This is a genomic window from Bartonella sp. AA18HLJMS, from assembly GCF_042197245.1.
Classification (GTDB): Bacteria; Pseudomonadota; Alphaproteobacteria; order Rhizobiales; family Rhizobiaceae; genus Bartonella.
On sequence record NZ_JBHIRP010000050.1, the window covers coordinates 1 to 2,726 of the forward strand.

The 2,726-nt window shown below is 41.4% G+C and carries 1 pseudogene; it reads right to left on the reverse strand.

The features are described 5' to 3' along the window. Window positions 1-2,708, reverse strand: a pseudogene (locus ACFINW_RS09730) (hypothetical protein); the annotation flags it as partial. Between the last annotated feature and the right edge of the window lie 18 nt (window positions 2,709-2,726).

Genomic DNA, 2,726 nt, shown 5'->3' on the forward strand with positions numbered 1-2,726 from the left:
ACATCATCATAACTTTGCTCTTCAACAGCACTGCCATCTTCTTTGACGATCTTAACTTTGAAGCTTGGAGCACTCCAATGACCTTCTTTATATTCAGCGCCACCACCTAAATAAGTTGCAACAGTCTTATTCGTATCAAAAAGCTGAGAACCATTGACCGCTTCACTTGAGCTTGCAGAAACCTCTCCATTGGAAAGAAACTTAATTTTACTATTGCCTTTCTCATCACCCTCTCCATGTGTTGCTACAAACGCCTTTTCAGAATCACTCCACAACAACGCATTCTGCTTAATATTTTCAGTAACCTCCGTGTTGTTTTGAGTAAACTCTTTGTAAAGATTCTCAAAAGAGCTTCCTACCCCTGCAAAGGCTTGCGCTACATCATCATAGCTCTTCTCTTCAACCTTGCTACCATCCTCATTGACAGTCTTAAATTTGAAACTTGGAGCCTTCCAAATTCCATTCTCATAACCAGCATCACCGCCTAAAGACTGCGCAACATTGCTTCCCAAAGCATAAAGCTGAGAACCCGTTACCGCATCACTTGAGTTTACAGAAACCTCTCCATTCGCAAGTAACGTGATCTTGCTGTTTTTCTTGTCACCATCAGTTCCATGTGTCGCAACAAATGCGTGATCATTATCACTCCATAACAACGCATTCTGCTTAATATTTTCAGAAATCTCATTCGTATTTTCTGTAATCTCTTCATGAAGCTTTGTGAATGAATGATCAACACCAGTAAATGCATCCGCTACACTTTGATAACTCTTATCCTGCACTGTGTAGGTCGGTGCTACACCTTTAAACACATCGGCTCCACCACCTAAGTACTTCGAAGTATTATCAGAAACTGTTTTTAGATTATTCGTTACTGTCGTAACATTCTGATTGGTCGTAAAAAGTTGCGAACCATTCACTGCTTCTGTCGAAGCCTCTGCAAGTTCTCCTGCTTTTACACCTGTGAGAGTCCGTGCCGCACCATCAGTGTTTACAAACGTAACTTTCGTACCGCTCTTTTCACCTCCAACCGCAATAACACGTGTCTTCTCATCTTGCTTAACAAGACTATCACCCACAACTTGGTTAATCTCATTCTTAAGCTCTTTATGAATATTCGTGAAAGAACTACCAACTCCAGCAAACGCTTCCGCTACTGTTTTATAGCTCTGTTCCTCAACCTTATCGCCATCAGCACTCACTGTATTAACCTTGAAGCTTGGAGAAACCCACTTGCCTTCTTTATATTCAGCACCACCACCAAAATAGCTCGCTAACGTATTATTCATCGAATAAAGCTGAGATCCATTCACAGCATCGGTCGATATTTCTGTAAGTGCTCCTGCTTTTACGCCTGTGAGGGTCCGCTCGGCATCACCACTATTGGCAATGTTAATGCTTGTACCGCCTTTTTCTGCACCTATCTTTATCACTTTGCTATCAGCATCCTGCTTAACAAGGCTATCACTCACCACATTGTTAATGTGATTGTTAATATCCGTGACGGCATTCGTCACTTTATTGTGAAGATTGGTGAAAGATGTACCAACACCTGCAAAGGCTTGCGCTACATCATCATAGCTCTTCTCTTCAAGATTATCGCCAGCAGCATTCACTGTATTAACTTTGAAGTTTGGAGCAATCCACTTGCCTTCTTTATATTCAGCGCCACCACCAAAATAGTTCGCTAACGTATTATTCATCGAATAAAGTTGACCACCTGTTACTGCATCCGTGGAACCAGAAGCAATATTACCATCCAAAATGTGGGTAATCTTGCTCGCTGTTCTTTTTCTGCCTTCCCCATGAAGAGCACTAAAGGCACTCTCTTCCTTGCTCCACGATAAAGAATCCTGTGCAACGCCCTCTGAGACTTCTTTAATACGTTGGTTTACATTCTTGATATTCGTATCAAGACCTGTAAACGCAGAGCCAACATCTTTAAACTCTGTTGTCTCTACCTGACCATGAGCATTAACCTGGGATAATTGATAAGTTGGGCCTGTAAAGCTACCTTCTTTAAAGGCTGTATCCCCACCTAAGAACTGTGCAACATCTTGAGAAATGGTATGAATCTGACCGCCTGTAACCACATCATGTGACTTTTCCGCAATCTGACCATCCGCAACATTATGCAAAGCAACAGCAGCTGCATTTTGGCCTTTTCCAAAGGTCACGCTCGTATAATCAATTTTACCATCCTTCTTATCGTAAAGAACAACGGCTGAATCATCTGACTGAAGACTGTTAGAAAGATCCTTCAAACCTTTATCAAATTGCTCTTTATTAACCGCTTCATTATCCTTTGTTGCTTCACCAACACCTGAAAGTGTCCGATCCGTACCAGTCTTGTTGGCTATGTTGATTTCACTGCCTTCTACTTCTTTACCAATAGTGATAACCTTCGTATTATCATCCTGCTTGGCAAGGCTATCACTGACTACATTGGTCACATCATTATGAACATTCGTAACAGAACTACTAATATCAGAAAGTGCTTCCGCTACACTCTTATAGCTTTCTTCACCAGTGCTGCCATCATCCTTGACAGTTTTAAGTTTGAATGTGGGTGCAACCCATTCTCCATTTTCATAACCAGCTCCTCCACCAAAATACGTCGCAACTGTTTGATTCATTGAATAAAGCTGATTGCCCGTGATCGCTTCTGTTGAACCTTTAGAAATTTCTCCATCTAATAGAAACTTCAATTTGCTATTGTTTCCTTC